Source organism: Archangium primigenium (genome assembly GCF_016904885.1).
GTDB classification, from domain to species: Bacteria; Myxococcota; Myxococcia; order Myxococcales; family Myxococcaceae; genus Cystobacter; species Cystobacter primigenius.
Window position 1 is genome coordinate 2,936,048 of the sequence record NZ_JADWYI010000001.1, and the last position, 26,885, is coordinate 2,962,932.

Consider the following 26,885-nt stretch of genomic DNA (forward strand, 5'->3'; position numbering starts at 1 on the left):
CCCATGACGCGTCCCGGCACGCGGGAGCTTTGACCCCGCCGGGCGGTGCTCCCATACTCGCGCGCGCCCGTCCCAGGACGGACTTCCGGAGAAACGCTGACCCATGGAACTCGAGGCCGCGCTGCGCGACCAGGTGGGGAAGGCCATTGGCCGCCCCGTGTCCCAGGCTCCCATCAAGAAGCTCAAGGGGGATGCGAGCAACCGCTCGTATTACCGCGTGGGCACGCCGCCCGAGAGCTGGGTGGTGATGGAGATGCCCCTGGATGCATCCAAGAAGAGCGAGGAGGCCTCCAAGGGCGAGCCGCCCAAGGAGCTGCCCTTCGTCAACGTGCACCGCTACCTGGAGCGCCTGGGCGTGCGCGTGCCGCGCATCCTGCGCTACGACGAGCCCGCGGGCATGATGGTGCTCGAGGACCTGAGCGACGTGACGTTCGAGGCGGCGCTCGAGGGCGGCAAGCACCGCGACGCGCTCTACACCCGCGCGGTGGACCTGCTCGCGCGCCTGCGCGCCCAGGCCGAGCGCCAGGCGGACCCGGACTGCCTCGCCTTCACGCGCGCCTTCGACGAGGACCTGTACGACTGGGAGCTGCACCACTTCCGCGAGTGGGGCCTGGAGGCCTGGAGCGGCAAGAAGCCCACGGAGACGGAGCGCGCCGAGCTGGACCGGACCTTCCGGGACATCGCCCGGCAGCTCGCCGCGGCGCCCCGGGGCTTCACCCACCGCGACTACCAGAGCCGCAACATCATGGTGAAGGACGGCGAGCTGGTGGTCATCGACTTCCAGGACGCGCTGCAGGGCCCGCGGCAGTACGACCTGGTGGCGCTCCTGCGCGACAGCTACGTGGAGCTGGACCGGGGCTTCGTGGACGCCATGCTCGACCGGTACATCGCCACGTTCGCCGAGGCGACGGGCGAGCGCATCGAGCCCACGGCCTTCAAGGCCTACTTCGACCTGCTCACGCTCCAGCGCAAGATGAAGGACGCGGGCCGCTTCGAGTTCATCCACCGGGTGAAGGGCAATCCGGGGTTCCTGGTGTCCATTCCGGCCTCGTTGCGCTATGTGCGCGACGCCTTCGAGCGCCGTCCGGAGCTCGGGGCGCTGCGCACGCTCGTGGCCCGGTACGTGCCCGAGCTGGGGTGAGCCGGCGGCGGTCGAGCACTCGGCGGTCGAGCACGAAGGGGTGGGTCCATGAAGGCGATGATCCTGTGCGCGGGGTTGGGCACGCGCCTGCGGCCGTTCACCGAGCGGTGGCCCAAGCCGGCGCTGCCCTTGCTGGGCCAGCCGCTGTTCCGCTACCACCTGTCGGTGCTGCGGAGCGCGGGGGTGACGGCGGTGGGCATCAACACCCACCACCTGCCGGACGTCATGGCGGAGACGGCGCGGGCGGAGTGCGCGCGCGTGGGGCTGCCGCTGCACGTGGTGCACGAGCCCGTCATCCAGGGCACGGGTGGGGGCATCCGCGGCCTGAGGGACTTCCTGTCGGACGGGGACTTCCTCGTGTTCAACGGGGACATCCTCTTCCCGGTGGACCTGCGCCCGGTGGTGGCCGCGCACCGCGAGGCCGGCGCGGCGGCGACGATGGTGCTCCTGCCCATGCCGGAGAACGAGACGTACGCCTCGGTGGACCTGGAGGCCCGGGGACAGGTGCGCCGCATCGCCGGCCGGGGCCCGGGGGGCGAGGGCCTCACGCCCTGGCACTTCACCGGCGTGCACGTGATGTCCCCGCGCGTCTTCGACTTCATGACCGCCCAGGGCCCCGAGGACATCAACCGCGACGTCTACGTGCGGATGATGGAGGCGGGCCTGAGCGTGCGCGGCGAGGCGGTGAAGGCCTACTGGTCGGACCTGGGCACGCCCTCGCGCTACCTGGCCACGGTGCACGACGTGCTCGGGGGCCGGGTGCCGCTCACGGGCCTGGGGGCGGACTCGCCCTTCGCGGAAGCGCCCCGGGGCGCGGGCTACTTCTGGGCGCACGCCTCGGCCCAGGTGGACGGGCAGGTGGAAGGGCCGGCCTACTTCGAGGCCCGGAGCGTGGTGTCCCGCGACGCGCGGGTGGGGAGCTCGGTGGCGGTGGGCGCGGGCGTGCGGGTGGCGGAGGGCGTGCGCCTGGAGCGCAGCGTGCTGCTGGAGGGCACGGCGCTCCAACCCGACGAATCCCTGGTGGACACGGTGGCCTGGGGCGCGCACCGGGTGCACGCGCCGCGCTGAGGCCCCGGCTGCGGCGTCAGTTGGCGTGGAAGCGGGCGAGCACGCAGGTGACGTTGTCGTTGCCGCCCGCGGCGTTGGCCAGATCGATGAGCTGCGAGCAGGCCTTCTCCAGCTCCAGCGTGCGGCCCAACAGGTCCTGGATCTGCGGGTCCGTCACCATGCCGCTCAACCCGTCCGAGCACAGCAGGAAGACGTCGCCCTGCTGGGCCTCCACCTTCGTCACGTCCACCTGCACCAGCTCCTTCATGCCGAGCGCCCGGACGATGACGTTCTTGTGCGGGAAGTTCTCGATCTCCTCCGGCGTGAGCTTCTTGGCCTTGAGGTAGTCGTTGAGCAGCGAGTGGTCCTCGGTCAGCTGGCGCAGCACGCCCTGGCGGAAGAAGTACACGCGGCTGTCACCCACGTGCCCCACGTAGGCCGAGTCCTGGGTGAAGTGCACCGAGACGATCGTCGTCCCCATGCCCTTGTACTTCGTCTCGTGGGTGGCCTTCTCGTAGATGCACTTGTTGGCCAGCTTGATGCCCGTGGCCAGGCGGTTCTCGTCGTAGTTGCGCGCCTTGTCCATCTTGAACGGCCAGGTGGCGTCCTGGTCGCGCGCCGTCATGCGAAAGAACTCCGCCAGCTCGTCCACGGCGATCTTCGAGGCGATCTCCCCGGAGGAATGGCCGCCCATGCCGTCGGCCACGCAGCACAGGTTCTCCTCCTGGAGGATGAGGTAGTTGTCCTCGTTGTGGTTGCGCTTCATCCCAACGTGGGTGTGGCCAGCGACCTCAATGCGCATGCTCGGCGGTTCTCCAGCGTGTCCAGGATGGGCCGTGGACGGGGCGCGCAGGTTAACAAAGCGCCACGAGGAGGGTCAAAACCGAAGCGACACCCCACCCGGCGCGCCCCCCGGTCCCTCACCCGTCCCTCAGGCGACGGGCTCGAGCACGAGCCGGTCCCCCTCCTGGGTTCCACTCGCCGCGAGGGTGCCCGCGGGCAGCTCCACCACCGATTTCGCGCGGAAGTACATCGACGTGGTCCTCCAGGGCGGCAGGGCGAGGAACTGCTTGACGATCACCCCGTCCGGGTCGAGGAAGGCCACATCGATGGGAATGCGCATGAAGAAGGTATGAATGGAATTGCAAGGGTCGATGTGCAGCCCCTCGCCCAGCGCCAGCGAGCGCCGGCCCATCAACCCCACGAAGCGGTCCGCGAAACGGGTGGCTCGCTCCGCGCGGTCGGCGAGCAACCGGTCTCGTGTCATGTTGGTCACCCTCAAGCGCATACCGCGCGTTCTACTCCAATGCTCCAGCCCTTGGCGCGCCCCTTCCACCTCGTCCTCGTCTCCCCTCAGATTCCCCCCAACACCGGCAACATCGCCCGCCTGTGCGCCGTCACCGGCTGCCGCCTCATCCTCGTGGAGCCCCTGGGCTTCTCCATCGCGGACCGCGACCTCAAGCGCGCGGGGCTCGACTACTGGGACAAGGTCTTCCTGAAGCTCTACCCGGACTACGCCGCCTACCTGGCCGAGTGGCCCTCCACCAGGCGCTGGCTGTTCTCCGCCCGGGCTGAAACATCCCTGTATGACGCCCGGCTCGAGCCGGGGGACCACCTCGTCTTCGGCTCGGAGACCCAGGGGCTGGGCCCGGAGGTGCTCTCCGGAGGCTCCGGCACGGCCGTCACCCTCCCCATGCTCCCGGAGCGCCGCAGCCTCAATCTGTCCACCGCCGTGGGGATCGCCGCCTACGAGGCCCTGCGGCAAGTCCACTTCGGGATGCCGGGCGGCCGGGCGGACACGCCAAGTTGAGAGGAGGGAAGGACGGACTACACTGGGCGCCGCATGCCCGCCTCGCAGGTCGCCGACACGCTGTACTCCGTCCACAAGTCCCGCTCCACTGGCCGGCTCACGCTCCGGGCCGGGGACCAGGAGTCCCTGCTGTTCCTCCAGGAGGGCAACCTGGTGGGGACCCGCCTGGGCTTCGGGTTCCAGACGCCCGTGCAGTCGCTGTTGCAGTCCGGTCTGCTCTCTCCGGAGACGCTGGATGCGCTGTGGGCCCGCGAGAGCGCGGGCGCCCCGGACGAGGAACTGCTGGAGAGCCTGGGGCTGTCCGCTCGGGGCGTGGCCGAGCACCAGGTGCTCGCGCAGGTGCGCCGCCTGAGCCAGTTCGCCGAGTCCGCTGACTTCGAGGAAGGGGACATCGAGGAGATGTTCCTGCCCATCCCGGGGACTCGGGTGGTCCGTGCCGCCTTCGAGCCCTTGCGCCAGGAGGCCCTCGCCGCACGCATGTACCGGTGCGTGGACGTGGACGCCTGCGCTCCCTGGGTGCAGGGGGAGGAGGAGCGCACGTTGCTGGAGGCGCTCCCGGACTTCCATCGCCTGGAGGGCGTGCCTCCGTCCATGGACATCCTGCTGAAGGTCCTGGAGCGCGAAGGGCTCGTCGAGTCGCTGTCCGTCGAAGAATGGACGGAGCGCGAGAACGCCCGGCTGGCCGAGGAGGCTCGGCAAGCGGAGGAGGTCGCACGGCTCGCGGAAGCGGCACGCCTGGCCGAGGAGGCACGCCTGGCCGAAGAGGCACGCCTGGCCGAGGAGGCACGCCTGGCCGAGGAGGCACGGCTCGCGGAAGAGGCGCGCTTGGCGGAGGAGGCCGCACGGCTCGCGGAAGAGGCTCGGCTCGTGGAAGAGGCCCGGCTTGCGGAAGAGGCACGCTTGGCCGAGGAGGCCGCACGACTCGCGGAAGAGGCGCGTCTGGCCGAAGAAGCACGCTTGGCCGAAGAGGCCGCACGGCTCGCGGAACAGGCGCGTCTGGTCGAAGAAGCACGCTTGGCCGAAGAGGCCGCACGGCTCGCGGAAGAAGCACGCCTGGCCGAAGAGGCGCGTCTGGCCGAAGAAGCACGCCTGGCCGAAGAAGCACGCCTGGCCCAAGAGGCCGCACGGCTCGCGGAAGAGGCGCGCTTGGCCGAGGAGGCCCGGCTCGCGGAAGAGGCGCGTCTGGTCGAAGAAGCACGCTTGGCCGAAGAGGTGCGTCTGGCCGAGGAAGCCGCACAGCTCGCGGAAGAGGCACGCCTTGCCGAGGATGCACGCCTTGCCGAGGAGGCGCGCTTGGCCGAGGAGGCCGCGCGACTCGCGGAAGAGGCACGTCTTGCCGAGGAGGAGCGCCTTGCCGAGGAGGCACGGCTCGCGGAAGAAACACGCTTGGCTGAGGATGCTGCGCGACTCGCGGAAGAGGCACGCCTAGCCGAAGAGGCACGGCTCGCGGAAGAAGCACGCTTGGCCGAGGAGGCCGCGCGACTCGCGGAAGAAGCACGCTTGGCCGAGGAGGCCGCGCGACTCGCGGAAGAAGCACGCTTGGCCGAGGAGGCCGCGCGACTCGCTGAAGAGGCACGCCTGGCCGAAGAAGCCGCGCGGCTCGCTGAAGAGGCACGCCTAGCCGAAGAGGCACGCTTGGCCGAGGAGGCACGGCTCGCGGAAGAAACACGCTTGGCTGAAGAGGCTGCGCGACTCGCGGAAGAGGCACGCCTAGCCGAAGAGGCACGGCTCGCGGAAGAAGCACGCTTGGCCGAGGAGGCCGCGCGACTCGCGGAAGAGGCACGCCTAGCCGAAGAGGCACGCTTGGCCGAGGAGGCCGCGCGACTCGCGGAAGAGGCACGCCTGGCCGAAGAAGCCGCGCGGCTCGCCGAAGAGGCGCGCCTGGCCGAAGAAGCCGCGCGGCTCGCCGAAGAGGCGCGCCTAGCCGAAGAGGCACGCTTGGCCGAGGAGGCACGGCTCGCGGAAGAAGCACGCTTGGCCGAGGAGGCCGCGCGACTCGCGGAAGAGGCGCGCCTGGCCGAAGAAGCCGCGCGGCTCGCTGAAAAGGCACGCCTAGCCGAAGAGGCACGCTTGGCCGAGGAGGCACGCCTTGCCGAGGAGGCCGCGCGGCTCGCGGAAGAGGCGCGTCTGGCCGAAGAAACGCGCCTGGCTGAGGAGGCCGCGCGGCTCGCGGAAGAGGCGCGTCTGGTCGAAGAAGCACGCCTGGCCGAAGAAGCCGCACGGCTCGCGGAAGAAGCACGCCTAGCCGAAGAGGCGCGTCTGGCCGAAGAAGCACGCCTTGCCGAGGAGGCCGCGCGGCTCGCGGAAGAGGCGCGTCTGGCCGAAGAAACGCGCCTGGCTGAGGAGGCCGCGCGGCTCGCGGAAGAGGCCCGGCTGGCCGAAGAAACGCGCTTGGCCGAAGAGGTCGCACGGCTCGCGGAAGAGGCTCGCCTGGCCGAAGAATCCGCGCGGCTTGTGGAAGAAGCACGCCTAGCCGAAGAGGCGCGCTTGGCCGCAGAAGCGGCGCGACGCGCGGAAGAAGCACGCCTAGCCGAAGAGGCGCGCTTGGCCGAAGAGGCGCGCTTGGCCGAGGCGGCCGCACGGCTTGCGGAAGAGGCGCGTCTGGCCGAAGAGGCCCGCTTGGCTGAAGAGGCCGCACGGCGCGCGGAAGAGGCCCGCTTGGCCGAAGAGGCGCGGCAGGCCGAAGAGGCACGGCAAGCCGAAGAGGCCCGCTTGGCCGAGGAGGCCACACGGCGCGCGGAAGAGGCGCGTCTGGCCGAGGCGGCCCGCTTGGCTGAAGAGGCCGCACGGCGCGCGGAAGAGGCCCGCCTGGCCGAGGAGGCCGCACGGCGCGCGGAAGAGTCCCGGAAGGCCGAAGACGCACGCCTGGCGGCGGAGGCCGCACGGCTCGCGGAAGAGGCCCGGCTGGCCGAAGCGGCCCGTTTGCAGGAACAGGCACGGCTCGCGGAAGAGGCGCGTCTGGCCGAGGAGGCCGCACGGCGCGCGGAAGAGGCCCGCCTGGCGGAAGAGGCCCGCCTGGCGGAAGAGGCCCGCCTGGCGGAGGAGGCGCGCCTGGCCGAGGCGTCTCTGCGCGCGGAGAAGGCGCGACTGGCTGAAGCGGCCTGGCATCGTGCGGAAGCGCTCAACGAAGCCGAGGAAGCGGCCCGGCTCGCCGAGAATGCCGCCCGGCTTCTCGCGGAGGGGCAGCAGATCGAGCAGGCGCGTCTGGCCGAGCAGATCCGCCTGGCCGAGGAAGCGTCCCGCATCCTCGAGGAGCAGCGTCTGGCCGAGGACGCCGCACGGCTCGCCGAGGAAGCGGCCCGGCTCGCCGAGGAGGCGTGGTTCCGCTCCGCGCGGGAAGAGCGACTGTCCACTCCGGAGGGCCCGTCCGGGAACGTCGAGACCGTCAATGTCTCGTCCCCCGAGGTGGCGGCGCCCTTCGCCGATTCGTCCTCGCTCCAGGAGAACGACTTCGTCTTCACCACCCTCACCGATGTCCTTCCTCCTCCCGAGGACATCCAGGGCGCCGCGCTCGATGTCTCGCTCGCCGACCTGTCTCCGTCGACCGAGGGGTGGTTCGACGCCGCCCCCACGTCGCCGCCGCCGGCGCCCGAGGTCGTGGTTCCCGCGCAGGCGCCCGCTCCCCGCGTGGCGGACACCCCGGACGCCCTGCGCGGAGCGCGGGCCCAGGCGAATAGCGCGTTGATCCAGGACATGGAGGAGGCCCTGCGCAGAGCGGGTGCCGCTCCTCCGGACGCCTGGCTCATGGAGGAATCGGAGCCCGTGGCCCCGGCCCCTCCTGTCGCGGAGCCCTCGGTTCCGTCTCCGGAGAGCGCCGCGCCCGTGGAGTCGTGGGCCATGTTGTCGGCATCCGATTCACCCGAGCCGGTCGTGCCGCCTCCGCCCGTGGTCGTTCCCCAGCGGCCCACCACGCCTCGCGCCGATGTGCCTCCCGGCATGCGTCCGCCCGCGGCGGGCGCGCGTCCGGCCGTCGCCGCCGTGCCGCCAGGCCTGCGTTCCTCCTCCACGAGTGGCGCGTCCACGCCCCGCGCCGCCGGACAGACGTCCTCCGTGCCTCCGAACCTGTCCGCCCGGGCGACCACGGCGGCGCCTCCGCCCGCGTCCGTCCTGGAGCCGGACGTGCGTCCCATGACCGAGGACGTGCTCTGGCGCATCGTCGCCTTCGACAAGGCCTCGGCCGGTGAAGCGGCGGGGGACATCAACGCCTCCTTCGAGGCCGCGCTGCATCAGGTCGATGCCCATCTGGAGTCGCTCGTCCAGGTCGAGCTCGGCGCTGCTCCGGCGGCGGCACCGGTGCCCGCCGTGGAGCCGCCTCCCGCCGTGGAGCCGCCTTCCGCCGGGGCGCCTCCGCCCGCGGCGACGGTGGCCGCCGCGCCAGCGCCCCGCGCGCCCGCGCCTCCGGTCTCCGCCCCGCGCGCCCCCGCGCCGGGTCCGGTCGCGGGGGGGCGCGAAGCGGCCGTGGGCGCGCAGGCGCCGCGTCCAGCGCCCATCCGGGCGCCGGAGCCCGCCGCCAAACCGGCCTCCCCGGCGCCCGCTTCGCCGGGCGTGGACGAGCAGCAACTCGCCCAGCTCATCGAGAAGCGCTACGCGGACGTCCAGGCGAAGAAGGATCACTTCACGATGCTGGGGCTCGCCATCGGCCCGGACCTCAAGCGCGAGCAGGTGAAGACGGCGTTCCTCGGGCTCGCCAAGCGCTTCCATCCGGATCGCCTGCCGCAGTCGCTCTCGCCCCTGGCGCCCAAGATGACGGCCATCTTCGAGGCCATCCGCGATGCCTACGAGGTGCTCTACGACGACGCGAAGCGCGCGGCGTACCTCCAGGAGCTGCGCTCCAAGGGGGCCTCTCCGTCGCTGCGGCCCCGGCCCGGCGGCGGCATGGATCCCGAGGAGCTGTTCAAGATGGGCGAGGTCTTCTTCCGCAAGCGGGACTTCGTGGCCGCGGCCGAACATTTCGACAGGGCCTTCCAGGTGGAGCCCAAGGCGACCTACTTGGCGGCGAGGGGGTGGGCCATCTACATGGACCCCCAACGCAAGGCGGAGGCGGGCAAGGCCCGGCAGATGATGACCGAGGCGCTCAAGAAGGATCCGCACTGCGAGCGGGCCCACTATCAGCTGGGGGTGATCGCCCGGGTGGAGGGGGACATCGAGCGGGCCGAGCGGCACTTCCGCGAGACCCTGCGTGTCAACCCCAAACACCTGGAGGCGGGTCAGGAAATGCGCATCATCGAGATGCGCCGCAAGAATCCACCTCCGGGGAAGAAGGGCGGCTTGTTCCGCTGAATCGCCCGGCGGGAGGTGCCTGGCCCCCTGTCCTCCTGGCGGGGGCCGTCGCCTCCTCGACCATTGACACACGCGGAGAGCGGGCGTGATCATCCGGCCTTCTCCGCGCCGGCGCTCCGTCGGAGACCGTCCGCAGCGAAAGGCAATCGAACGTGGCCAAGCAGCACCTGCTCCTGGTCGATGGTGACCCGAAGAGTCTCCGTGTCATGGAGGTCAGCCTGAAGAAGGCGGGCTTTTCCGTCACGACCGCGATCCACGGCAGGGACGCGCTCGAGAAGGTGCAGATCAGCCCACCGGATCTGGTGCTGTCCGACACGAAGATGCCCGAGATGGACGGTCTGGTCCTGTGCAAGACGCTCAAGACGGACGAGCGCTACAAGCACATTCCCTTCGTCTTCCTGACCAACCAGAAGGCGGTCGAGGCCAAGGTGAAGGGCCTGGAGATGGGGGCGGACGACTACTTAACCAAGCCCATCTACATCAAGGAGATCGTCACCCGCGTGACGATGATCCTCCAGAAGGCGGACAAGGAGCGCATCGAGCGGCGCGAGACGACCAAGGGCGGCTTCGCGGGCAACCTGGTCGACATGGGCGTCGTGGACCTGGTGCAGACGTTCGAGATCGGCCGCAAGACGGGCACCATCTCCATCAAGGGCGACCGCGTCGCCACCATCTACTTCAAGGAAGGCCGCGTCATCGACGCGGAGATGGGCCGGCTCAAGGGCGAGAACGCCTTCTACCGGCTGCTCAACGCCACCGACGGTGAGTTCGAGGTGCAGTTCTCCGCGCTGGATCGCCCCGAGCGCATCGAGGTCTCCACCCAGGGCCTGCTCATGGAGGGCATGCGCCGGCTGGACGAGTGGGGCCGCATGCTCGAGCAGCTGCCGCCGCTGGAGACGCTCTTCGAGATCGACTACCACCAGCTGGCCGACCGGCTCTCGGAGATCCCGGACGAGGTCAACGGCCTGCTGCGCCTCTTCGATGGCAAGCGCTCGTTGAGCCGGGTGGTGGAGGACTCGGACTTCGACGACCTCGCGGCCCTGGGCATCATCAGCAAGCTGTACTTCGAGGGGCTCATCCGCGAGCTGGGCAGCGTGTCGCAGGAGCCCGTGCAGAGCGGCAAGCCGGGCATCGAGGAGTGGCTGCACAACGCGCCCGCGCCGAGCGCGCCCGTCGAGCCGGCGCCGCTGCCCGAGCTGCGCGCGGTCGCGCCCATGCCCGAGCCCGAGGTGGTCGCGGCGCCGGTGGTCGAGCCCGTGGCCGCCCTGGAGCCGCCCGCGCCGGAGATTCCCATCGAGGTGGCGCCGCAGCCGCAGCTCGCCAACGTCGTCGTCTTCGAGGCCCGTCGCCGTCCGGCGAACGCCGCCGAGGCGGACCTGATGGCCCCGCCGCGCACGGCCGAGGGCTCGTCGTTCCTCGTGGATCCCGCGCCGGCCCACCGCGCCAAGGACGAGGCCCAGCGCAGCCTGCTGCTCGACTGGGACCGGGTGGACGAGGATGGAATCGGCTCGGCGCAGGGGTGGGGTCCCTCGTGGTCGCCCGCGCCTCGCGCGCCCTCCGCCTCCGCTTCCGCGCCCACGTCGGCACCGGTCGCCCCCGCCCCCGCCCCGGTCCCGGCCGTCACCCCCACGCCGGTGGCGCCCGCCGCGCCGGTGGAGAGCCTGGCCTCCAAGGCGCCCATCTTCGGGGGCGCGGCCCTGTCGCCTCCGCTGGCGGCGGTGCCTCCTCCGGAGCCCGCCACGCCCGCCGAGGAAGTGACGCACGTGTCGGCCAAGATGCCGGTCATGCCGCCCGTGCCCGCCGAGGCCGCGCCGCCCGCTCCGGTTGTCGCCGCTCCGGTTGTCGCCGCCGCTCCGGTTGTCGCCGCGCCCGTCGCCGCCGCTCCGGTCGTCGCCGCTCCGGTCGCGCCCGTGTCGCCGGCCGCGCCCGCGGTCCCGCCCGCCGCCGAGGCGCGCAAGCCCTCCGTGGAGTCCACGCCCCGGCCGCGCACGGGCTCGGCGGAGCGCAAGGTGTCCGAGTCCGAGAAGCCCAAGCGGACCGGACTCTTCGTGGGCGTGGGCATCGCGGCCATCGCCGTGGCCGCGGCGGTGGTGGCCTTCACCCGCTCGGGGGGCGAGGCGCCCGCGCCGACCGTGACGCCGACGGCTCCCCGTGCCGCGACGCCGTCCGCGCCGCCGGCCCCCACCGAGGCCAAGGCGCCGGAGACGCCCGAGCCGGAGACGAAGGCGCCCGTCGCGACTCCGGAGCCGGCCACCGCCACCGCCCCGGCCGCGCCCGTGCCGGCCCCCGAGGCGGCGGCGAAGGCCGAAACCCCGGGGGCGGCGCCGCCCACGGCCGCCGCCGCCGAGAAGGATCCCGAGGCGCGCTTCGCGGAGCTGGTGCGCGAGGCCCGCAAGTCCCTGGCGAGCGAGCGCTACAAGGCCGCGGCCCGGGCCTACCGCGAGGTGCTGGAGCTCAAGCCGGACCATGCCGAGGCCCGGGTGGGGCTGGGCATCGCGCTGGTGCGGGGGGAGACGGGCGACTACCGGGAGGCCAGCCGCCTGCTGGAGGACGTGACGCGCGAGCAGCCCCGCAACGCCAGTGCGTGGTTGTTCCTGGCCGTGGCCCGCGAGCAGACCCAGCAGAAGAAGAAGGCGGCCGAGGCCTATCAGCGTTATCTCTCGCTGGAGCCCAGCGGGAAGTACGCGGCCGACGCACGAAGCGCGCTCAAGTCGCTCGGGCAGTAGGCGCGGCGATGGGCTCCTGGTAGAGAAGGTGCCCTTGCTCGTCCTCGGACTCGAAACCTCTTGTGATGAAACCGCCGCCGCCCTCGTGGAGGACGGTCGGCGGGTGCTCTCGGACGTGGTCTCCACCCAGGTGGACATCCACCGGCGGTGGGGTGGGGTGGTGCCGGAGTTGGCCAGCCGCAACCACGTGGTGCAGGTGATGCCCGTGCTGCACGAGGCCCTCACCCGCGCGGGCAAACGGCTCGATGACGTGGACCTCATCGCCGTCACCTCCGGGCCGGGGCTCATTGGCGCGCTGCTGGTGGGCGTGCAGGTGGCCAAGTCCCTGAGCCTCGCCACCGGCAAGCCCTTCGTGGGGGCCAACCACCTCGAGGGCCATCTGCTCGCCATCCGCCTGCTCGAGGACGCGCCGGAGCCGCCCTTCCTCGGGTTGGTCGTCTCCGGGGGCCACACGAGCTTCTACGAGGTGCGGGACTACGGCCATTACCGGCTGGTGGGCAGCACCCGGGACGACGCCGCGGGCGAGGCCTTCGACAAGACGGCGCGCATCCTCGGCCTGCCCTACCCGGGCGGCCTGCCCATCGATCAGCTCGCCCAGAAGGGCAACCCGGAGGCCATCCGCTTTCCCCGGGCGCTGCCGGGGGCGGACAACTTCGACGTGTCCTTCTCCGGGCTCAAGACGGCGGTGCTCCACCACGTGAAGAAGCACGGGGTGCCCGAGGGACAGGGGCTGGCGGACCTGTGCGCGTCCTTCCAGGAGGCGGTGGCGGACGCGCTGTCGCGCAAGTTCGTGGGCGCGGCGCGGCGGCTGGGCCTCGAGCGTCTGGTGGTGTGTGGGGGCGTGGCGGCCAACTCGCGACTGCGCTCGTTGTGCCAGGAGCGCGCCCGGGAGCGGGGATTGAAGCTCTTCCTTCCCCCGGTGCGGTTGTGCACGGACAATGGCGCGATGATCGCCGTGGCGGGTTACGAGGCCTGGCGTCGCGGACTGCGCGGCGACTTCAGCCTGTCCGCGGACCCCGCCTGGCGCATGTGAAGGGAACACCTCGTGGATACACCTCGTGACATCCTCCAGCGCCATGGGCTCCGGGCCAAGCACAGCTGGGGTCAGAACTTCCTCGGAGACCCGGACATCCTCGAGGCCATCGCCGACGCGCTGGAGCTGCGCGAGGGCGAGCCCGTGGTGGAGCTGGGACCGGGCCTGGGCCACCTCACGCGCTTCCTCGCCGCCACCGGGGCGCGGGTCACCGCGGTGGAGAAGGACCGCGACATGCTCGCGGTGCTGGAGAAGGAGGCCATCCCGGGCGTGCGGGTGGTCAGCGGCAACGCGGCCACGGTGGACTTCGCCGAGGTGGCGGAGGCTCCCGAGGTGAAGGTCGCCGGCAATCTGCCCTACCACCTGACCAGCTCCATCCTCTTCCAGGTGCTGGAGCAGCGCGAGCGCGTGTCGCGCGCCGTCTTCACCCTGCAGAAGGAAGTGGTGGACCGGCTCTCGGCCGAGCCGGGCGGGCGCGAGTACGGCCTGCTCACCGCCATCCTGGGCCTGTACTTCAGCGCGGAGAACCTCTTCGACATCGACGCCCGGCGCTTCCATCCCCCGCCCAAGGTGGACTCGGCGGTGCTGCGGCTCATCCGCCACCCCCAGCCCCTGGCGCCGGTGACGGACGGGGCGCGCTTCATCCGGCTGGTGAAGGCGGGCTTCGCCCAGCGGCGCAAGACGCTGCTCAACTCCCTCAAGTCCGACAAGTCCCTGGGGGATACGGCGCGGCTGCAGCGGGCGCTGGAGACCGCTGGCATCGATCCCATGCGGCGCGCGGAGACGCTGTCATCCACGGAGTTCGCCGCCATCGAGCGGGCGCTCGGGCCGGAGGAGGATTGACGCTTGGACACCCCCCTGCCCGTGGAGGCACTGGCGCCGGTCCTTGGCCGCTTTGGCGTGTTGTACGCGGTGTTCGCCCACGCGGACGGTCAGGTGTTGCTGACCTGGGGTGATGCCTCGTCCATCCCCCAGCCCGACCCCTGCACCTTCGTGGGGGCCACGACCGACATGGCGCGGGTCTACCGCTCGTTGGAGCGCATGCTCCTGCCGCGCATGGACGTGCAGGGCGAGCACCTGTGCATCCGCTCCAAGGTGGCCGAGCGGGTGGTGTACGCGCTGTTCTTCGAGACGCGGCGCTTCGAGGCCTCCACGCCCGTGGAGCGGCTGCGCACCGAGTACGCCTTCTGCAAGTCGCTGAGCAACGCGGTGGACGCGGTGTTGCTCGGCTGGGTGTCCGGACGCTGAGCCCACGCGGCCGGAGCCAGGGGCGGCTACTCGCCGAACACCTTGGCTAGGTCCCCGCGCTCGGCGAGCCACGCGCGGAAGTCCACCTCGGACAGGCGCATGCGCAAGAGCACCCCGCGGAGGATCTCCTCGGGCGTGCCGTCACGGCGGCGCTTGAGCTCCAGGGCGACCTTGAGCAGCGCCACGCCGTAGAGGGGATCCAGCTCCAGGGACTCCACGGCCTCCGCCGACGCGGCGGCGGTAGCGGGCTCACCGTCCATCTCGGGGACGGACGCCCGGTGGGTCTCCAGCTCGATGACCGTTCTTGGCCGCTGACGTCGGCTCATCTCGTTCAGTCCTCGCGCGTCCCGCGTGCCGCTCCTGGCGCGTGGGCATCCTGGTAGTGGACGCCCCGGATTCCGTCAAGCCCGGCGAGGCGCGCGACGCGCCGGAACATTGCCCGGGCGCCTGGGCCGTGTTCTTATCCGCGCCCCGTTGTCGGCCCGCTCCTGGCGGGGCTCACGGCGTGACTTCAAGCAGCGTGGTTCGGAGGTTCCGAAGCGGATGGACAACCGCTACATCGTGGTCGAGGGGCCCATCGGCGTGGGCAAGACGAGCCTCTCCAACATCCTCGCCGGGCGCTTCAGCGCGCGGCGTGTCTTCGAGATCGTCGAGGAGAATCCCTTCCTCGCCAACTTCTACGCGGACCGGCAGAAGTACGCCTTCCAGACGCAGATCTTCTTCCTGCTCTCGCGCTTCAAGCAGCAGCAGGAACTGTTCCAGCCGGACCTGTTCCACTCGGTGACGGTCAGCGACTACCTGTTCGCCAAGGACCGCATCTTCGCGTGCCTGACGCTGGACTCGCACGAGCTGGCGCTCTACGAGCGCGTCTTCGAGGCGCTCGCGCCCCGGGTGACACGGCCCGACCTGGTCATCTACCTCAAGGCCCGGCTGGACGTGCTGCTCTACCGCATCCGTAAGCGGGGCCGCGAGTTCGAACGCCAGTTCGACGTGGGCTACCTGGAGGAACTCGTGCACGCGTACAACGAGTTCTTCTCCCACTACACGGAGACGCCGCTGCTCGTGGTGGACACCTCGGACATCGACTTCGTGAACAACGAGGGCGACCTCCAGGCGTTGATGGAGAAGATCGACCGCGCGAGTCAGGGCGCCGCGGCCCAGCGTCTGGCCCAGGCCAAGCGGGCCTGAGCGAGGGCCCGCCGGGCCGCCTGCCTTCACGACATTCCCCCCCGCGGGGCGGGCAAGGGCGTTAGAGTGTGGCGCAATGGTCTCCTCCGTCGATCCCCTCGGGGACGGCGAGGGGGGTCCAGGCCGTGCGCCGTACTCGTTCCCCCTCACCCCATAGGAGGTGAACCGTGAAGGACAAGGTCACCATCCACACGCTGAAGCGTCAGAAGCAGAGCGGCCAGAAGATCTGTATGGTCACGGCCTACGATGCCACCTTCGCCCGGATCCTCGACGAGGCCGGGGCGGACCTGCTGCTCGTGGGCGACTCGCTGGGCATGGTCATCCAGGGCCATGACTCCACGCTGCCGGTCACCATGGATCAGATGGTCTACCACACGGCCATGGTGGCGCGCGGCACGAAGCGGGCGCTCGTCGTGGGTGACATGCCCTTCATGAGCTACCAGGTCTCCACCCAGGAGGCGGTGCGCAACGCGGGCCGACTGGTGGCCGAGGGCCACGCGGGCGCGGTGAAGCTGGAGGGCGGCGCGGAGTTCGCCGACGTCGTGGCGGCCATCACGCGCGCGAGCATCCCGGTGATGGGCCACCTGGGCCTCACGCCGCAGTCGGTGCACAAGATGGGCGGCTACGTGGTGCAGGGCCGCGACGAGGACGCCGCGCGCAAGATGATCGACGACGCGCTCGCGCTGGAGCGCGCGGGCTGCTTCTCGCTGGTGCTCGAGGGCGTGCCCCTGGAGCTGGGCCGGCAGATCACCCAGCGGCTGTCCATCCCCACCATCGGCATCGGCGCGGGCAAGCACTGCGATGGCCAGGTGCTCGTCTGCTACGACCTGCTGGGGATGAACCCGGACTTCAAGCCCAAGTTCGTCAAGCGCTTCGCCCACCTGCACGGCGCCATCACCGAGGCGGCGGGGGCGTACTTCGCCGAGGTGCGCGAGGGCAGCTTCCCGGACGAGGAGCACTCCTTCAAGTCCAAGCAGCCCCAGCGCCTGATGCCCACGCAGCCGGCCGTCTCGGACGCGCCCCCCTCGGCGGACGTGGGCGACAAGCTGGGCGCCATCTACGGAGCGCCGGTCTAGCCCATGAGCCTGCTCGTCCTTCGCACCGTCGCCGAGACCGCCGCGTGGGCGGAATCCCTCCGCCGCGCGGGGCGCCGTCTGGCCCTGGTGCCCACCATGGGCTACCTGCACGAGGGGCACCAGTCGCTCGTGCGCGAGGGACGACGCCGCGCGGACGTGGTCGCCGCCTCCATCTTCGTCAACCCCACCCAGTTCGGTCCCACCGAGGACCTCTCGCGCTACCCGCGCGATCTGGAGGGGGACCTGGCCAAGTGCGAGAGCGCCGGGGCGGAGGCCGTCTTCGCCCCGGTGCCCGAGGAAATCTACCCGCCGGGCTTCCAGACCCACGTCCAGGTGGCGCAGGTGAGCCAGGGCCTGTGCGGCGCGCGCCGGCCCGGGCACTTCCAGGGCGTGGCCACCGTGGTGACCAAGCTCCTGTGCCTCTTCAAGCCCCAGCTCGCGCTGTTCGGCGAGAAGGACTACCAGCAGCTCCAGGTCATCCGCGCCCTCGAGCGCGACCTGAACCTGGGCGTGGAGATCGTCGGCATGCCCACCGTGCGCGAGCCGGACGGGCTCGCCCTGAGCTCGCGCAACGCCTACCTGACGCCGGACGAGCGGCGGCGGGCGCTCGCCCTGTCCCGCGGCATGGCCGCCGCCCAGGCGCTCCTCGGCCAGGGCACGCGGGACACGGCCTCCCTGGTGGACGCGGTGCGGCGTGAATTGGCGGCGGCGGACCTGCGGGAGGATTATGTCGAGGTGGTGGACGCCACGTCGCTCACCTCGCTTTCCTTCGTGACTCCGGGCCAGCCAGCGCGGATCCTGGTGGCGGCGTTCGCCGGGAAGACCCGGCTGATCGACAACCAGCCCATCGGGGGCTAGTGGGACCACGAGGACACGAGCGTATGGCGGGTGCGAAGGGCAAGGGCGGGGCGGGCGAGGGCGGTATCCGGATCATCTCGGAGAACCGCAAGGCACGCGCCAGCTACTCCGTGGACGAGAAGATCGAGGCGGGCCTGGTGCTCACCGGCAGCGAGGTGAAGGCGCTGCGCGCGGGCACGGCCAACCTCTCGGATGCCTACGCCCTGCCCAAGGGCAACGAGCTCTTCCTGCTCAACGCCCACATCGGGCTCTACAACCCCTCGAGCTACTTCACCCACGAGGCCCTGAGGGGCCGCAAGCTGCTGCTGCACCGCGAGCAGATCGAACGGTGGAACACCAAGGTTCGGGAGCGGGGCTATTCGATCATCCCCCTCGTGCTGTATTTCAAGCAGGGCCGGGCCAAGGTGGAGCTGGGGCTGTGCAAGGGCAAGACGCACGAAGACAGACGGCAGGACATCAAGGAAAGGGAGACGAAGCGGGAGATGGATCGAGCGATGCGCCGTCGCTGATCGCCGCCACCCCGCTCACGCGCGTCGATGGACAACAAAGGTCCCGAGAAGAAGGCCCGGCTGCTGGCCGCGCTCGACAAGGGCATGGTGATGATCCACCTGGACGCGCGGCGTCCCGGGGTGCTCGTCCCGGCCTCCCTGCGCAATGAGTCCCACCTGCGCCTCAACCTCTCCTACCGGTTCGATCCGCCGGACCTCACGGTGGGCGAGTGGGGGGTGCGCTGCACGCTGAGCTTCTCCGGCAGCCGCTTCACGGTCGCGGTGCCGTGGTCGGCGCTCTTCGCCGTCACCAGTCAGGTGACGAAGGAGTCCTGGGCCTATCCGGAGGACATGCCGGTGGAGCTGCTGCAGCAGTCCATGGTGACGTCCAAGGTGCCCGTGCCGGAAGCGGTGGCCGAGCAGCCCGCGCCGCGGCCCCGCGCCATCCTGCGCGAGGTGGTGGCGCACGAGGAGGAGCCCGAGGTCGCCCCGGTGCCCACGGCCGTGGAGTCCGAGGGGCCCAAGGATGATCCGCCGCCGCCCAAGCGGGGCCACCTGCGGCTGGTGAAGTGAGCGAGGGGGCCCCGAGCGGGGCCCCCTCAGCGCTGGAGGCGGACGTCCAGGGTGACGGGCTCTCCGCCCCGGAGGGTGCCCTTCCAGGGTTTGTACCCCTTGAGCGTGAGCCGGACGGGGATGTCCCGCTCGGGGTACACGTTGTCGACGAACAAGGGCGTGGTGCCCAGCTCGACGCCGTCCACGTGCACCGTGGCCTGGGGCGGCTCGCTGGTGATGGAGAGCATGTGCACCCGGGGCGACAGGCCCACGGCCTGCCGCACGCGGGGCCAGAGGGCCCGCCCGAGGGATTGCGCGTGGGGCGCCGCCAGCCAGAGTCCTCCCGCCCCGACGAGCAGCAGCAGCCCGGTGCGCGCGACGCGGCCCAGGCGCGCGAGCAGGGGGCTCGGCTCCAGCGGGGAGCGGAAGTCGCTGGGCGGATGGGGCGCCCGTTCCTCCAACTCCAGCCCGGAGCCGGTGGGCTCGCGGGGGGCGCCGCCCACCGGGGGGGCGCTCCAGTCGAAGGTCTGCTCGTACGCGACGGGGGCGGGACGGACCGGGGCGGGTGGGGGACCCGGGGGCGGCGGGCTCTGGAGGACCTGGCCGCTGGCGCTGAGGGCGGGGCCGGGCGGCGGGGTCCACTCGTCCGTCAGCTGTAGCTCGAAGCTGGCGCTCACGGCGGGCAGGGACAGGCTGGGCCGCTCGGAGGTGTGGGTGCGATCGTCGTGCGGCACGGTGGGCACGTCGCGGTCGAGCAGCGGGGGCGGGGGACCCAAGCGGGTGATGAAGGCCGCCAGGGTGCGGGACTGCGTGGGCTCGCCGAGCTGGGCGATGACGCGCGCCAGGGCATCGGCCATGTCCTCGGGCCGCGCGAAGCGGTCCTGGGCGTCGCGCGCCAGGGCCTTGAGCACCACGGCGACCAGGGGCGCGGGCACGTCCTCCAGGGGCGCGGGCTCGCGCTGGGTGATGGCGAGCGCGAGCGCCAGGGGCTCCCTCGCGTCGTGGGCGAACGGGTGGCGTCCGGCGAGCAGCTCGTACAGGACGATGCCGAGCGAGAACTGGTCGCTCGCGGCGGTGGCGGGCTCGCCGCGGAGTGTCTCGGGCGCGGCGTAGGGCATCTTCCCGCGGAAGGTGCCGGGCTGGGTCCCCGTGGAGAGTCCCTCGACGCGCGCGATGCCGAAGTCTGTCACCTTCACCTCGCCCTCGCGTGACACGAGGATGTTGGAGGGGGAGATGTCCCGGTGGGCGGCGAGCACGGGGCGGCCCTCGTGCAGGCGGCGGTAGGCGTGCACGAGCCCCGCGAGCACCTGGGTGCCGATGAAGGCCACCAGGTGGGGCGGAAAGCGCACGCCACACGGGGTCGCGTGCCGCAGGAGCACCCCCAGGTCCCAGCCGTCCACCAGCTCCATCACCAGGAAGAGGCCCTCGGCGCCGCGGCCCACGTCGTAGACGCTGGCGATGTTCTGGTGGTGCAGGTGCGTGGCCAGCCGCGCCTCGTTGAGGAACATCCGCGCGATGTGCGGCTCGCGCGCCAGGTGGGGCAGCAGCCGCTTGATGGCCACGGGCTTCTCGAAGCCCTCGGCGCCCCGGGAGATGCCCAGGAACAGCTCCGCCATGCCTCCCAGGGCCAGGGAGCGCACCAGCCGGTAGCGGGACTCGGTCACGGGCGGCCTCTCCGGGGCGGCCGACTCAGGCCGAGGGCGATTGGGTGAGCTCGCGCAGCAGCTTCCACGGGTAGATGCCCGTGGAGTGCCCGTCGCTGAAGGCGAAGGTGAGCGCGTAGTTGCCCACGGGCTGCACCAGGGTGACGCGCACGTCCGCGGGCACCTTCGTGGCGTCCAGGGTGCGCTGGTTGGTCCACTCGTCCACGCAGCCCGCGCACGGGCACTGCTGGCGCAGGTGCTGCGCGGTGGCATGGGTCTTCACGCCGTCGTCCCAGGTGAGGTGCAGATGGGTGCCCTCGTGGGACAGCTCCGCCTCGGTGGCGGAGGTGGGGCGCTCGGCGGGCTTGATGCGATCCCAGAAACTCAAGGCGGTTCCTCTCTCGGGGCCGGAGGGGCCCGGGGCGGCTGCTTACCACCGGCGCCAGTCCGAGGGGAGCGCCGCGTGGCTCAGGACGCCAGCTTGACGGGCAGCCGGTGGCCCTCCACCCGCACGCCGCGCTTCTCCAGCACCCGGCGCAGCGCCTTCACCACGGTGGGATCCAGCTGCTTGCCACTGAGGTTCTCGAGGATCTCCATGGCCTTCTCCAGCGGCATGGCCTTCTGGTAGGGGCGGGTGGAGGTGCACGCGTCGAAGGTGTCCGCGCAGCCCACGATGCGCGCGAGCAGGGGAATGTCCTCGCCCTTGAGCCGGTCCGGATAGCCCGTGCCGTCCCAGCGCTCGTGGTGATGGCGCACACACGAGCGCATGGGGGCCAGGAAGCTGATGGGCTTGATGATGGTGTCCCCGATGTCCGGATGCTCGCGCATGATGGCCATCTCCTCATCGGTGAGCCGGGACTGCTTGCAGAGGATGGACTCGGCGATGCCGATCTTCCCGATGTCGTGGAGGATGCCGCCGAACTGCAACTGCTTGAGCTCGCGCTCGGACAGGCCCATCTCCCGGCCGATCTCCACCGCCACGTCGCCCACGCGCTGGCTGTGGCCGCGGGTGTAGGAGTCCTTGGAGTCGATGGAGTTGGCCAGCGCCACGATGGTCTCCAGGTAGCCCTGCTCCAGGCTCGCGTAGAGGCCGCGGTTCTCGTGATCGTAGGCGAGCAGCTGCTTGCTCATGTAGTTGAACGTGCGGGCCAGCTCGCCCAGCTCGTTCTTCTGGGGCACGTTGACCTCGAGGCCGAACTTGCCCTGGGCCAGCTGGAGCGCGCCCTGGGTGAAGCCCTTGAGGGGCCGCGTCACCCCGCGCGAGAAGAAGGCGGCGAGCCCCAGGGCCACGAGCGTGGCGGCGAGCACGGTGAACAGGAGCCGCCGCTCCATGGTCTCCACCTGCTTGTAGGCGAGCGCCACGGGCTGCTCGGAGGCGATGGCCCAGTGGGCATCGGCCAGGGTGGCGTAGGCGGCCACGACGGCGTCCTCGCCCTCGCCGAAGTTGCCCACGTGGAGGATGTCCGTGTCGGGGCTGCGCATGAGGCCCTGGAGCATGTGGGCCACCACGGGGCGGTGGGAGATGTCCTGGTTGGCGCTCAGGCCGCCGCCGCCGGCGAGCACCCGGCCCTGGGCGTCGGTGAGGTAGACGAAGCCCGTGCTGCCCACGCGCTCCTGGGCGAGCATGGTCTGCAACTCCGAGAGCGACACGTCCGCGGCGATGTAGCCCTCCACGGGCTCGCCCACGGAGAAGGCGAACGTGACCACGGCCTCGCCGCCGGGGCGCCAGGTGCCCTCGGCGAAGCGCAGGCCCTGCAGTCCCTGGACGAGCGCGGAGACACGCGCCTCGTGCTCGGCGAGCGCGCTGGGCGGCACGTCGTTGACGGCGAAGGCGCGCAGGCCCGGCAGCCGGTGGCCATCGGGGCCGAGCAGCGTGATGGCCTGCACCTCACGGCACTGGTTGAGCAGCGCGCGCAGGTACGTCTGCTGCTGCTCCAGGGGCAGGGCGAAGAAGTGGGGCACGCGCGCCATGCTCATCACCGCGCCGATGGGCTCGGCGAGGAAGCCCTCCGCCTTGAGCTTGAGCTGCTTGACGCGCTCCTGGGCCATCTCCTGGGCATCGCGCACCAGCAACTCGCGCGTGTCGGACACGGACAACAGGCCCACCATGACCGTGGGCACCAGGCTGGCCACCAGCATCAGCAGCAACAGCGTCTTGAAGAGGCGCAACGGGGGGACGCTCCTCTCTCGGCTACTTCCAGGGGGACGACTTCACGTTGAGACGTATGCCCTTGGCCGGCGTTTCCCGCACCTCGAAATCCCGCTCGGCCGAGTTGGGCGAGCGCGCATCGCGCGCCAGGGCCCGCACCACCCAGCGGTAGGCGCCCACGGTGAGCGGCACCTTGAGCTCGGGGCTGGTCGCGGCCATCACGCGACGCGCGCTGGGCTCGCCCTGGGCGGGCCAGAGTTCCACCTCGTAGCCGGCGGCGCCCTTCACGGGCTGCCACGTGATGAGCACCGGCGTCAGGCCCCCCTTGGCGGTCTTCACGCTCATCCGCTGCTTGTCGGGGGGAAGCAGGGGCGCGGGACTGGCCAGCTCCCGGCGGGGCGCCTGACCCTTGTCCACCCGCACGCTGTCGTTGTCCGCGAGCACCTCGGTGACGCCGCCGCCCTCCACGGACACCTGGCCGGACTCGGATTTCACGGTGGTGCCGCCCTGCTCATCCACCGTGACGCTGAGCTTGGTGGACTGGCCGGAGCGCTCGCCAATCAGCTTCCAGGCGGCATCGGCGGCCTGGGCGGCCTCGTCGTAGCGCGCGTTCTGGAAGTGCGCCTCGGCCTCCTTGAGCTTGGCCTCGGCCTCGGCGTGGCGGGGCGCCTTCGCATCGGAGCGGGCCACCGACTCGCGCGCGGACACCAGGGCCGTCTGGGCGATCTCGCGCGAGGGCGCGGGCCCGCGCGCGCCCCCTCGGGTCTGGGCCGAGGCGGGGGCCATCAGCATCAAGGCCACCAGGAAAGGGGTCTTCATTGGAACACGATCTCCCGTCCGGCGCGCACGGTGGCCGCGGGCGTGGTGACCGACAGGGACTGGTGGGTGGGATCGGCCAGCTCGGCGTCCACCCGTCCCTTCAAGACGGTCAGGTCGGTGCGCTGCTGCCCGGCCCGGGGGCGTGTCTCCGCGATGCTGATCAACGCGTCCTCGCCCAGGCTCACCACGCTGCCCTGGGTGAAGACGATCTGCGCTCCGGCTCCGGCCACGGTCCGTACCTTGTCGTTCTCGAAGAGCGCCATGCCCTCCTGGGCGGGGAGCCATTCATCCCCCGCCGCGCGTTTGACCTTCACGTCTCCCTGCAATCCCTGCAGTTGGGCGCGGCGCACGGCGACCGGCGCGGCCGGGACGGCCGGCGCGCTGGGCGCCGACGGGGGCACGGGGGGTTCTGCGGCGGGGCAGCCCCCGCCAAGAGTCGATAGGGCGAGGGCGACCATCATGGGGGGCCAGCGGTTGTTCACGGGGGGTCCGGCGCGCAGTGTAGCGGGGAATGCGCGCGAGACCCAGGGGGGCCGGGGTCAACCGCCTGCCTGCTTCACTCCAGCCGACGGTGCTGCAGGCACGGCAGGTCGCGGCGGATGCGCGCGAGCAGCTCCGGATCCACCGCCGCCACGGCCAGTCCCTCGCCCTCCGAGGCCCGGGCCGTCACCAGACCCCAGGGGTCCACCACCATGGCATGGCCCCACGTGACGCGCTGGGCCGAGTGCCGTCCGCCCTGGGCGGGGGCGAAGAGGTAGCACTGGTTCTCGATGGCGCGCGCGCGCAGGAGCACCTCCCAGTGATCCTTGCCCGTCATCAGGGTGAAGGCCGCGGGCACCGCCAGGAGCGTGGCGCCGTCGCGCGCCAGGCGTCGGTAGAGCTCGGGAAAGCGCAGGTCGTAGCAGATGGACAGCCCCAGGCGTCCCACCTCGGTGTCGGTCACCACCACCTCCTCGCCCGGGGCCACCGCCGCGGACTCGCGGTAGGGCGTGCCGTCGCCCACGTCCACGTCGAACAGGTGGATCTTCCGGTACACCGCCCGCCGCGACCCATCCGGTCCGAGGATGACCGTGGTGTTGTAGAGCCGTCCGCCCGGCGCGCCCTCCTCGAGAATGGAGCCCGCCAGCAGCGTCACGCCCCGCTCGCGCGCCACCTCGGCCATGCGCGAGAGCGTGGGGCCCTCCAGGGTCTCGGCGGCGGCGGCGCGCTCGGCCTCGGGGCCCATCCAGGAGAAGTTCTCCGGCAGGCCCACGAGCCGCGCGCCCAGGTCGGCCGCCCGGCGGACGAGCCTCACGGCGGCATCGAGGTTCTGGGCCTTGTCCGGGGTGGACACCATTTGTGCGGCGGCGATCAGGTGCATGGGCCCGTTATAAGGGGAGCGCGGGGGGCGTGTCCCCGAACCTCCGGGAATCCCTGGGTCCGGGTGGACTGTTGGCCAGGGGAGTGACGGGGGGCTCGTGCTTCTTTACACCCCGAGGGGGCGTGTGCTACGGACGCCGCCGACATTTTTCGACGCAGTTCCCTCGAAAAGTGGGCCGTCGTGCCCGCTTTTCGTGTTTTTGGAGTCCGGAGTTTTCGAAGCGGCCTATGGCGGAGAACATCAAGCAGACGGTGGAGGCCCGGGTACAGACGGTGCTCGAGCCCATCGTTGCGGGCGAGGGGTTGGAACTCCTCGAGGCGGAGTTCGTCCGCGAGCACGAGGGTTGGGTCCTGCGCCTGTTCATCGACAAGCCCGGTGGACGGGTGGGCCTGGACGAGTGCTCGCAAGTGTCGCGGGCGGTGGACACCGTGTTGGACGTGGAGGATCTCATCCCCCACGAGTACAACCTGGAGGTCTCCAGCCCCGGCGTGAACCGCCCCCTGAAGAAGCCCGTGCACTACGAGCGGGTCAAGGGCCAGCGGGTCAAGGTGAAGACCTTCGGCCCCATCGGGGAGCCGCCGCGCAAGAACTTCACCGGAACGCTCACCGAGGTGGCGGCCGACGCCATCGCCGTGGACGTGGAAGGAGCGGGTGTGTTCCGCATCCCCTTCAAGGACATCGCCAAGGCGAACCTGGAGTTCGAGTTCTAGCAGTCCACATACAGGGGGCGCCCTCGCGCGGGCGCGCCCGTGGAACCTTTTGGAGAAGACGATGCCCACGCCAGCCAATCCCAACATCAACCTCAACCTCGTCCTGGATCAGGTGGCCAAGGACAAGGGCATTGACCGGAGCGTGCTGATCTCCACGCTCGAGGACGCGATGACGACCGCGGCCAAGAAGCACTTTGGCCAGGAGCGCAGCCTCGAGGCCAAGTACGACGCCGACAAGGGCGTCGTGGAGCTCTTCCAGGCCATCACCGTCGTGGAGGAGATCACCGATCCCGTCCAGGCGGTGAACCAGATCCCCCTCGACGAGGCCCACAAGAAGGGCATGGAAGTGGAGCCCGGCGACGAGCTCGTCTTCCAGATCTTCTACCGGGACGAGGACGCCGAGGAGGCCAAGGCCCAGGACAACCAGTACGGCGACATCCTGCGGCTCAAGACGTTCCGGCGCGGCTTCGGCCGCATCGCGGCCCAGACGGCCAAGCAGGTCATCCTGCAGCGCACCCGGGACGCCGAGCGCGAGAACGTCTTCAACGAGTACAAGGACCGCAAGAACGAGATCGTCACGGGCATCGCCCGGCGCTTCGAGCGGGGCAACATCATCGTGGACCTGGGCCGCGCCGAGGCGGTGCTGCCCGTGCGCGAGCAGGTGCCGCGCGAGACGTACCGCGCCGGCGACCGCGTGCAGGCCTACGTGCTGGACGTGCTGCGCGAGTCCAAGGGCCCGCAGATCGTCCTGAGCCGCGCCTCGGTCAACCTGCTCACCAAGCTCTTCGAGATGGAGGTGCCCGAGATCGCCGAGGGCATCGTGGTCATCGAGGCCGCGGCGCGCGAGCCCGGCGGGCGCGCGAAGATCGCCGTGTCCAGCCGCGACTCGGACGTGGATCCGGTGGGCGCGTGCGTGGGCATGAAGGGCAGCCGCGTGCAGGCCGTGGTGCAGGAGCTGCGCGGGGAGAAGATCGACATCGTCCCCTTCGACGAGGATCCCGCGCGCTTCGTGTGCTCGGCGCTCGCCCCGGCCGAGGTCAGCCGCGTCATCATCGACGAGGCCAACCACGCCATGGAGCTCATCGTGCCGGATGACCAGCTGTCGCTGGCCATCGGCCGCCGGGGCCAGAACGTGCGCCTGGCCGCCCAGCTGACGGGCTGGAAGCTGGACATCAACAGCGAGAGCCGGGTGCGCGAGATGCGCGAGTTCGCCAACCGCTCGCTGGGCGCGCTGCCGGGCGTCAACGAGATGCTGGTGGAGACGCTCTACGCCCACGGCTTCCGCCAGGCCAAGGACATCGCCGAGGCCAATCCGGAGATGCTCTCGCAGATTCCGGGCGTGGACCCCTCGCGCGTGCCGGCCATGCAGGAAGAGGCCCGCAAGCAGATGGGCCTGGACGCCACGGAACTCTCGCGCATGGAGCGCGAGCGCGAGCAGGCCCGTCAGGCCGAGGCCCGTCGGCACCCCGACGAACTCAGTCAGACCGAGCGCATGGCCCGCGTCAGGGGCATGGGCGAGAAGGTCATCGAGCAGCTCGTGGTCTCGGGCTACAAGACGGTCGAGGAAATCGCCAACGAGAAGGACCTCACCCGGCTGGGGGATGTGCCCGGGGTGGGCATCAAGAAGGCGCGCCAGCTCAAGAGCGCTGCCGAGAACTATCTGGTGGAGGAAGCCCGGCTCCGGGCGGAACTCAATGCTGAACGGAGTTCTTCTTCCCCCTCGCCTGCCGAGCCTGCGGGCGCTTAGTCTACGGAGT

The 26,885-nt window shown here is 71.1% G+C and carries 24 protein-coding genes; 15 read left to right on the plus strand and 9 right to left on the minus strand.

The genetic code is table 11. The features are described from left to right. Positions 1-103 precede the first annotated feature (103 nt). Positions 104-1,141, plus strand: a complete 1,038-nt coding sequence (locus tag I3V78_RS12525) for an aminoglycoside phosphotransferase family protein (RefSeq protein WP_204487439.1) — start codon at positions 104-106, stop codon at positions 1,139-1,141. Between the two features lie 48 nt (positions 1,142-1,189). Beyond that, positions 1,190-2,209: a nucleotidyltransferase family protein gene (locus I3V78_RS12530; RefSeq protein ID WP_204487441.1), complete on the plus strand. Its 1,020-nt coding sequence runs from the start codon at positions 1,190-1,192 to the stop codon at positions 2,207-2,209. A 16-nt stretch (positions 2,210-2,225) separates the two neighbouring features. Here the strand turns inward: I3V78_RS12530 and I3V78_RS12535 are convergent, their stop codons facing one another. Next, positions 2,226-2,990: a Stp1/IreP family PP2C-type Ser/Thr phosphatase gene (locus I3V78_RS12535; RefSeq protein ID WP_204487443.1), complete on the minus strand. Its 765-nt coding sequence runs from the start codon at positions 2,988-2,990 to the stop codon at positions 2,226-2,228. A 129-nt stretch (positions 2,991-3,119) separates the two neighbouring features. Beyond that, positions 3,120-3,476 (minus strand): DUF192 domain-containing protein, encoded by a 357-nt coding sequence (locus I3V78_RS12540; protein WP_204487445.1) that lies wholly within the window; start codon positions 3,474-3,476, stop codon positions 3,120-3,122. A gap of 18 nt (positions 3,477-3,494) precedes the next feature. Between I3V78_RS12540 and I3V78_RS12545 the strand changes: the two genes are divergently transcribed. From I3V78_RS12545 to I3V78_RS12570, 6 genes are all read left to right on the plus strand, one after another. After that, positions 3,495-3,998 carry a tRNA (cytidine(34)-2'-O)-methyltransferase gene (locus tag I3V78_RS12545; protein WP_204487447.1) on the plus strand — a complete coding sequence of 168 codons (504 nt, stop codon included), beginning with the start codon at positions 3,495-3,497 and terminating at the stop codon, positions 3,996-3,998. A gap of 33 nt (positions 3,999-4,031) precedes the next feature. Beyond that, entirely contained in the window at positions 4,032-9,278 is a 5,247-nt protein-coding gene (locus I3V78_RS12550; RefSeq protein ID WP_204487449.1) for a J domain-containing protein, read from the plus strand. 152 nt (positions 9,279-9,430) lie between these two features. After that, positions 9,431-12,004 (plus strand): response regulator, encoded by a 2,574-nt coding sequence (locus I3V78_RS12555; protein WP_204487450.1) that lies wholly within the window; start codon positions 9,431-9,433, stop codon positions 12,002-12,004. A gap of 34 nt (positions 12,005-12,038) precedes the next feature. Further along, positions 12,039-13,037: a tRNA (adenosine(37)-N6)-threonylcarbamoyltransferase complex transferase subunit TsaD gene (gene tsaD, locus I3V78_RS12560; protein ID WP_204487452.1), complete on the plus strand. Its 999-nt coding sequence runs from the start codon at positions 12,039-12,041 to the stop codon at positions 13,035-13,037. Positions 13,038-13,049: 12 nt separating this feature from the next. Beyond that, positions 13,050-13,880 (plus strand): 16S rRNA (adenine(1518)-N(6)/adenine(1519)-N(6))-dimethyltransferase RsmA, encoded by an 831-nt coding sequence (rsmA, locus tag I3V78_RS12565; RefSeq protein WP_204487453.1) that lies wholly within the window; start codon positions 13,050-13,052, stop codon positions 13,878-13,880. Positions 13,881-13,883: 3 nt separating this feature from the next. Beyond that, positions 13,884-14,285, plus strand: a complete 402-nt coding sequence (locus I3V78_RS12570; protein WP_204487454.1) for a hypothetical protein — start codon at positions 13,884-13,886, stop codon at positions 14,283-14,285. A 26-nt stretch (positions 14,286-14,311) separates the two neighbouring features. Here the strand turns inward: I3V78_RS12570 and I3V78_RS12575 are convergent, their stop codons facing one another. Beyond that, the gene (locus tag I3V78_RS12575; protein WP_204487455.1) at positions 14,312-14,611 is read right to left on the minus strand and encodes a hypothetical protein; all 300 of its coding nucleotides are present in this window, start codon (positions 14,609-14,611) and stop codon (positions 14,312-14,314) included. A 217-nt stretch (positions 14,612-14,828) separates the two neighbouring features. On the opposite strand from I3V78_RS12575, the gene I3V78_RS12580 reads away from it, so the two are divergent. The 5 genes from I3V78_RS12580 to I3V78_RS12600 all read left to right on the plus strand — a co-directional run bounded on the left by I3V78_RS12580 (position 14,829) and on the right by I3V78_RS12600 (position 18,468). Then, on the plus strand, positions 14,829-15,473 hold the full coding sequence (locus I3V78_RS12580) for a deoxynucleoside kinase (protein ID WP_204487456.1): 645 nt from the start codon (positions 14,829-14,831) through the stop codon (positions 15,471-15,473). A gap of 167 nt (positions 15,474-15,640) precedes the next feature. After that, complete coding sequence (panB, locus tag I3V78_RS12585) at positions 15,641-16,549, plus strand: 3-methyl-2-oxobutanoate hydroxymethyltransferase (RefSeq protein ID WP_204487457.1); 909 nt, start codon at positions 15,641-15,643, stop codon at positions 16,547-16,549. 3 nt (positions 16,550-16,552) lie between these two features. After that, the gene (panC, locus tag I3V78_RS12590) at positions 16,553-17,407 is read left to right on the plus strand and encodes a pantoate--beta-alanine ligase (RefSeq protein ID WP_204487458.1); all 855 of its coding nucleotides are present in this window, start codon (positions 16,553-16,555) and stop codon (positions 17,405-17,407) included. Positions 17,408-17,430: 23 nt separating this feature from the next. Continuing rightward, positions 17,431-17,916, plus strand: coding sequence for an SsrA-binding protein SmpB (smpB, locus tag I3V78_RS12595; protein WP_204487461.1), 486 nt, complete (start codon positions 17,431-17,433; stop codon positions 17,914-17,916). A gap of 27 nt (positions 17,917-17,943) precedes the next feature. Then, positions 17,944-18,468: a ClpXP protease specificity-enhancing factor SspB gene (locus I3V78_RS12600; RefSeq protein ID WP_204487463.1), complete on the plus strand. Its 525-nt coding sequence runs from the start codon at positions 17,944-17,946 to the stop codon at positions 18,466-18,468. Between the two features lie 26 nt (positions 18,469-18,494). Here I3V78_RS12600 and I3V78_RS12605 read toward each other — a convergent pair whose 3' ends face one another. From I3V78_RS12605 to I3V78_RS12630, 6 genes are all read right to left on the minus strand, one after another. Further along, positions 18,495-20,111 carry a serine/threonine-protein kinase gene (locus I3V78_RS12605; protein ID WP_338023547.1) on the minus strand — a complete coding sequence of 539 codons (1,617 nt, stop codon included), beginning with the start codon at positions 20,109-20,111 and terminating at the stop codon, positions 18,495-18,497. Positions 20,112-20,136: 25 nt separating this feature from the next. Further along, positions 20,137-20,478, minus strand: a complete 342-nt coding sequence (locus I3V78_RS12610) for a DUF971 domain-containing protein (RefSeq protein WP_204487464.1) — start codon at positions 20,476-20,478, stop codon at positions 20,137-20,139. Between the two features lie 80 nt (positions 20,479-20,558). Next, positions 20,559-22,259, minus strand: a complete 1,701-nt coding sequence (locus I3V78_RS12615) for an HD domain-containing phosphohydrolase (RefSeq protein WP_204487466.1) — start codon at positions 22,257-22,259, stop codon at positions 20,559-20,561. A gap of 22 nt (positions 22,260-22,281) precedes the next feature. Then, on the minus strand, positions 22,282-23,058 hold the full coding sequence (locus I3V78_RS12620; protein WP_204487467.1) for a LysM peptidoglycan-binding domain-containing protein: 777 nt from the start codon (positions 23,056-23,058) through the stop codon (positions 22,282-22,284). Next, positions 23,055-23,519 (minus strand): FecR domain-containing protein, encoded by a 465-nt coding sequence (locus tag I3V78_RS12625; RefSeq protein WP_204487468.1) that lies wholly within the window; start codon positions 23,517-23,519, stop codon positions 23,055-23,057. Before I3V78_RS12625 ends, I3V78_RS12620 begins: the two co-directional genes overlap by 4 nt. A gap of 95 nt (positions 23,520-23,614) precedes the next feature. Further along, positions 23,615-24,418: a carbon-nitrogen hydrolase family protein gene (locus I3V78_RS12630; protein ID WP_204487470.1), complete on the minus strand. Its 804-nt coding sequence runs from the start codon at positions 24,416-24,418 to the stop codon at positions 23,615-23,617. 227 nt (positions 24,419-24,645) lie between these two features. On the opposite strand from I3V78_RS12630, the gene I3V78_RS12635 reads away from it, so the two are divergent. Both I3V78_RS12635 and nusA read left to right on the plus strand, forming a co-directional pair. Next, positions 24,646-25,128, plus strand: coding sequence for a ribosome maturation factor RimP (locus tag I3V78_RS12635; RefSeq protein ID WP_204487471.1), 483 nt, complete (start codon positions 24,646-24,648; stop codon positions 25,126-25,128). Between the two features lie 61 nt (positions 25,129-25,189). After that, positions 25,190-26,875 (plus strand): transcription termination factor NusA, encoded by a 1,686-nt coding sequence (gene nusA, locus I3V78_RS12640; protein ID WP_204487473.1) that lies wholly within the window; start codon positions 25,190-25,192, stop codon positions 26,873-26,875. Positions 26,876-26,885 lie beyond the last annotated feature (10 nt).